Source organism: Rhodoferax sp. UBA5149, from assembly GCF_002413825.1.
GTDB lineage: Bacteria > Pseudomonadota > Gammaproteobacteria > Burkholderiales > Burkholderiaceae_C > Rhodoferax.
The window spans coordinates 10331-15261 of sequence record NZ_DHXT01000071.1; the positions used below are offsets into that span (position 1 = coordinate 10331).

At 65.7% G+C, this 4931-nt stretch carries 4 protein-coding genes and 1 pseudogene; 2 read left to right on the forward strand and 3 right to left on the reverse strand.

Going from position 1 to position 4931, the window contains the following annotated elements; translation table 11 throughout:
* The 3 genes from B3V69_RS05990 to imuA form a co-directional block, all read right to left on the reverse strand.
* On the reverse strand, positions 1-1666 hold a 1666-nt coding region (locus tag B3V69_RS05990; RefSeq protein ID WP_296444720.1), incomplete at its 3' end, for a PHP domain-containing protein.
* Positions 1650-3053 (reverse strand): Y-family DNA polymerase, encoded by a 1404-nt coding sequence (locus B3V69_RS05995; protein WP_296444721.1) that lies wholly within the window; start codon positions 3051-3053, stop codon positions 1650-1652. The genes B3V69_RS05995 and B3V69_RS05990, both read right to left, overlap by 17 nt.
* A complete protein-coding gene (gene imuA, locus B3V69_RS06000) occupies positions 3022-3789 on the reverse strand; it encodes a translesion DNA synthesis-associated protein ImuA (RefSeq protein WP_296444723.1) in 768 nt (255 codons plus the stop codon). Before imuA ends, B3V69_RS05995 begins: the two co-directional genes overlap by 32 nt.
* Positions 3790-3900: 111 nt before the next feature.
* Between imuA and B3V69_RS06005 the strand changes: the two genes are divergently transcribed.
* Both B3V69_RS06005 and B3V69_RS06010 read left to right on the forward strand, forming a co-directional pair.
* Positions 3901-4698, forward strand: coding sequence for an MlaE family ABC transporter permease (locus B3V69_RS06005; RefSeq protein ID WP_296444725.1), 798 nt, complete (start codon positions 3901-3903; stop codon positions 4696-4698).
* Between the two features lie 15 nt (positions 4699-4713).
* Positions 4714-4931 (forward strand): annotated as a pseudogene (locus tag B3V69_RS06010) (mammalian cell entry protein); the annotation flags it as partial.

Sequence of the window (4931 nt, forward strand, 5' to 3'; positions counted from 1 at the left end):
GGCTGACCAGATCGAGGCAGCGGCGGATGGCGCTGAGCATGCCCAACGCCAGCACATCGACCTTGAGCAAGCCCATGGCGTCCAGATCGTCCTTGTCCCACTGGATGATGGAGCGATCCGGCATGGCGGCGTTTTCCACAGGCACCAGCCGTGTGAGCTTGCCCTGCGTTAACACAAAACCGCCCACGTGCTGGCTCAAATGGCGCGGAAAACCCAGCAACTGGGTCGTCAAGTCCAGCCATTGGCGCACCTGCGCATCGTCGGGGTCCAGTCCGGCTTGCAGCAGGTGTTCGGCCATGGCACTGTGGCCATCAAACCAGAAATGCTCTTTGGCAAAACGATCGATCAGGGCATCCGGCACGCCCAGCGCCTTTCCGACATCGCGGATAGCGCTGCGCGGACGGTAGGTGACCACGGTGGCGGCAATGGCGGCGCGCTCGCGACCGTACTTGGCGTAGATGTACTGGATGACTTCTTCGCGCCGGTCGTGCTCAAAGTCCACGTCGATGTCGGGCGGCTCGTTGCGGGCGCGGCTGATAAAGCGCTCGAACAGCAGATTGGAATGCTCGGGATCGACCTCGGTCACGCCCAGGCAGTAACAGACCGCCGAATTGGCGGCCGAGCCGCGACCCTGGCACAAGATGTGTCGGCTGCGGGCAAAGCGCACGATGTCATGCACGGTCAAAAAATACATCTCGTAGTGGAGGTCTGCAATCAGCGCCAGCTCGTAGTCCACCTGCTTGTGCACTGCCGCCGGCAGGCCTTGCGGGTAACGCGTGCGCGCGCCCTCTTGCGTGAACTGGCGCAGGGTTTGTGCCGGTGTCAGGCCCGGCAGCACGGTCTCCAGCGGGTACTGGTAGCGCAACTCGTCCAGACTGAAGTTGCAGCGCGCCGACACCATCAGTGTGTTGGCCAGCAGCGCGGGCGGGTAAAGCTTCCCCAGCCGCAGGCGCGAACGCAAATGGGCTTCGGCGTTGGCCTGCAGTGCAAAGCCGCACTCACTCACCGGAGCCCCCAAGCGCACGGCGGTGATCACGTCCTGCAGCGGCTTGCGCGAGCGCACGTGCATGTGCACGTTGCCGCTGGCGACCAGCGGCACACCGGCCAGCCCCGATACGCGCGCCAGCGCGTGCCGCCACAGATCATCGTCCAGACCCTGCAGCAACTCCAGGGTCAACCACAGTCTTGAGTAAAATAGGCCTCTAGCCCACGTGCAATAAGCGTAGAGCGCTTCGAAAGTAATAGCACGCGCAGGGATCAGCAAAATCTCGCAGGCGCTGAGCAAGGCAAAGTCACTGCGCTCCCTGGACACTTCGTAAGAGCCTTTGGCGGCCGCGCAGCGCGCGGCCGTGATGAACTCGCACAGATTGCCCCAGCCCGTCAGGTCATGGGCCAGGGCGACGAACCTGCAACCATCGTCGAATGCAAACTCTGCCCCCAGCAGCAGTTTCAAACCCAGCTTCTTCGCCTCGGTGTGGGCGCGCACCACCCCGGCCACCGAGCACTCGTCGGTGAGGGCCAGCGCCGCGTAGCCCAGCGCTGCCGCACGCGCCACCAACTCTTCCGGGTGCGAGGCGCCGCGCTGAAAGCTGAAGTTGCTCAGGCAATGCAGCTCGCAATACGCGGGGGCAGAGCCGGGCAAGGAGGTTTCAGGCAAACAGGCCATGCAAATACCACCCTGTGTCCGCCTCGGCCCCGCGCGCCGCTTCCCCCTCCGCCCTGCTCCCTGCCCCGCCCTGCCCGGCCAGCCGTTCGCGGTAAATCCACAGCAAGCCCATCTGCTCGCTGCGCGCCAGAAAATAGTCACGCAAGGCGCAGTCGCTTGCCACCCACCAACCGGCCTCCAGCCGCTGCGGACCGGCCAGCAAGGTCAGCGGGCCCGGGTACAGCGGGCTGTTGCCGCGCAGCGCCAGCTTGAGGGGCGAGGCCAACAGCCAGCTCGGGTACAGCGCGCTTGCCTGGAGGTTCTCTCGATGTTTTATATCTTTCAGGCCTCTAGCCCCCGTCTTGTCTTCGCAAGCAGCTATTAATTGTGTAGCACTTGAGGCCGGCTGCCAGACCTGCATGCGTTCCGGCCGGTGGTCGGCACGGGCCTGCAGCTGCAACACTTGCTGCGGGCCCAATCGCGCACTCAGACGTTCCAGCAGCTGCTGCAGGCTGTCGCCCCTTGGCCGCTCGTCGGGCAGCAAAGCGGCCGTTTCGCCGCTGAGTTGTTGCGTCTCCAGGGTACGCAAGCGCAGGTACAGCACGGGGGCAGGCAAGGTGACGCGCGCCAGGTGTTCGCCCAGCAGGCGCTGCAAGTGGCTCATGTCGCCGGTGGGCTCGGCGGTGCGCAGCACCAGTTGGCCCTCGGTGGCGGTGTCGCGCCGGGCATCCATGGTCCACATCAGCTCAAGCGCCAGCACGCCACTGTGGCGCATCTGCAGCCACACCTGCAATTGATTGAACAAGCGGCGCGCGCCAAACAGCAGCGCCGGAGCGGTCTCGACCTGGGCGCCCAGCTCCAGCGTGGCCTCAAAGACGTCCGGCAACACCAGCCAGGGATACAGGTCGGGCTGGAGGCCATAGGCCCGGTCCAGCGCCTCCAGCAAGGGCGCGCCAAAGCGCCGCGCCACCCCGCCGCGCGGCAACGCGCGCAACTGGCCCCACTGGGTGCAGCCAATGCGCGCCAGGGTGGCCAGGTGGGGCCGGGCCGCGACCAGTGCGACCAGAGGCAGATCGTCGGGCAATGTACGCACCAACCCCTCAGCCTGCAGTCGCGCAAATGCTATTAAAGACGTAGCGCCTTGTGCATATTTGACGGGGGCTACAAGCTTATTTGATTCAAAGATTTGGCGGAGCAGCGGCTGCCGCCCTCCCCACAGGCGCTCGCTGGCCGACACCTCCAGCAGCAGCGCGTCTTCGAGGCGCGCCACCTTGGGCGTGAACTGCAAGGCCCACCAGCCCAAGGCGCTCAAGGCGTCCACCAGCGCGGGCGGCGCGCCATCGCCCGGCGTGCTGTCGTTCGCGGGCCGGGACGGCTCAGGCAGCGGCTGCAGTGCGATCCAGTGCATCGCCCGACCTTGGTAAAAAATGCAGGGCCGGCCCACGTTGGACCACCAGCCCTTGCGGTGTCGCGTCCGCCTGGCCACCGTGGGTGGCCAGCAAGGCTGCCAGCCGTGCCGGACGGGCCGCCAGCGACAAGGGCTGCTCCAGCGGTGGGCCACGCCGTTTGAGGATCTGCACCCGAAGCGCGTCACTGTCAGGCGGCGTCGATGCCAGCAGCCGCAGCACGGCGGGTGACGACTCGTTTTGGGCCTGGGCCGGCCGCATCACAAACAAGAGCTTGCCGTGCTCCTGGGCAGCAATTTGCAGGCGCCGCAGCTGCTCGGCCCGCACCTGCGGCAACCAGGCCAGCACGGCCACCACCTCGGTACAGCGCAGCGCCTGCTCGGCCGCCCACAGGCGTGCGGCAGGCGCGGTCGTGCTGATCCACAGCAAGCGCCGCGCATCAAAGCCCTGGGCCGCCAGCCCCGGCCCGAACGGCACATGGGGCGCGCCCACCAGCAGCACCGGACCAGCAGCAGCACGCGTCAAAGCGGGCAACAACAGACGCCACTCGTTCTGGCCACTGTGCGCCTGCAAAATTTCGCAGATCGCCCCCACCGGCCAGCCACCACCGGGCAACTGGGCGTCCAGCGCGGGGTGACCCGTGGCGACGGTGGCCGCGGCGGCGCAGCCCAAGGCATCGGCACGCCAGACGGCATCGCTGAGGTGCGCAAAAGAAACCGGCAAGGAACGGGACACCATGGCAAACCACCCCCTCAATGGCGTGTTTAACTGTACAAATATACAGTATAGTGATTTGCCAATCCTGTGTCTTCCTCATTTGAACAAGATGCACCTCGTTATCATCCGCCCATGCGTCCCAGCTCTTCCCCCCACCTTGACAGCGGCGCCTGGGGCCGTGCCTTCATGCGGGGCGCGGCCAGCTGGTGGCAACTGCTTCACTTTGGCGCCATCGTGCTGGTGATGGCGCTGTCGCCCTCGACCTACAACCGGGCCAACCGCGCCACGACGTCCCAGCATATTTATGCCAGCACCTGGCAGGTGTTGCCGTGGTTCACGGCGATGGCCGCCCTGCTCAGCCTGGTGTTGATCCGCATCGTGGTCGTCACGGCCCAGAGCTACGGCCTGTCGCAATACGCGCTGCAGATGGTGGTGCGCGTGCTGGTGCTGGAGCTCATCCCGCTGTCGGCCGCCTTGTTTGTCGCATTGCGCGCCGGGCTGACGTTCAACGCGCGCAGGGCCGACAACGTCCGGTCGGCCCAAGCGGGTCCAACACCGCCCCTGAGCATCGAGCGCTTGCGCCACGAGCTGGTGCCACGGGTGATGGCCAGCGCCTTCTCGGTGCTGACGCTGGCCATGGTCAGCAGTGTGATTGCGCTGGTGCTGGCCTACCTCACGGTCTACGGTTTTTCGCTCTGGGGCTTGCCGGGCTACACGCGCACCGTCGGCCATGTGTTCGATCTGGCAGTCACCCTGGGCTTTGCCCTGAAAACCGTTCTCTTCAGTCTGGCGGTGGCCGTGGTGCCGATGGCCGCCAATCTGGATGCGCGCCCGATCGCGAGCGCCGACGCCGTGCAACCCGGTGCGGTGCGCCTGTTTTTGGTACTACTATTGATCGAGGCCGCTTCCCTGGTGGTCAAGTACATCTGAGCCCGCTCACCCCGCATGGAACCCCAAACCCAAACCGAATCCCCGTCGCCGTCGCCAGCCCCCATCGCCCATATCGAGCGCAAGGCCGTCCTGCTGCTGCTCCTGATCACGGCACTGGTGGGCAGTTTTTTGCTCTACGTGATGTACGCCCGCGGTGTGTTCGAAAGCACGCAGCAACTGGTGCTGGTGGCGGACGACTCCGAGGGCGTCATCGTCGGCATGGACCTGACCTT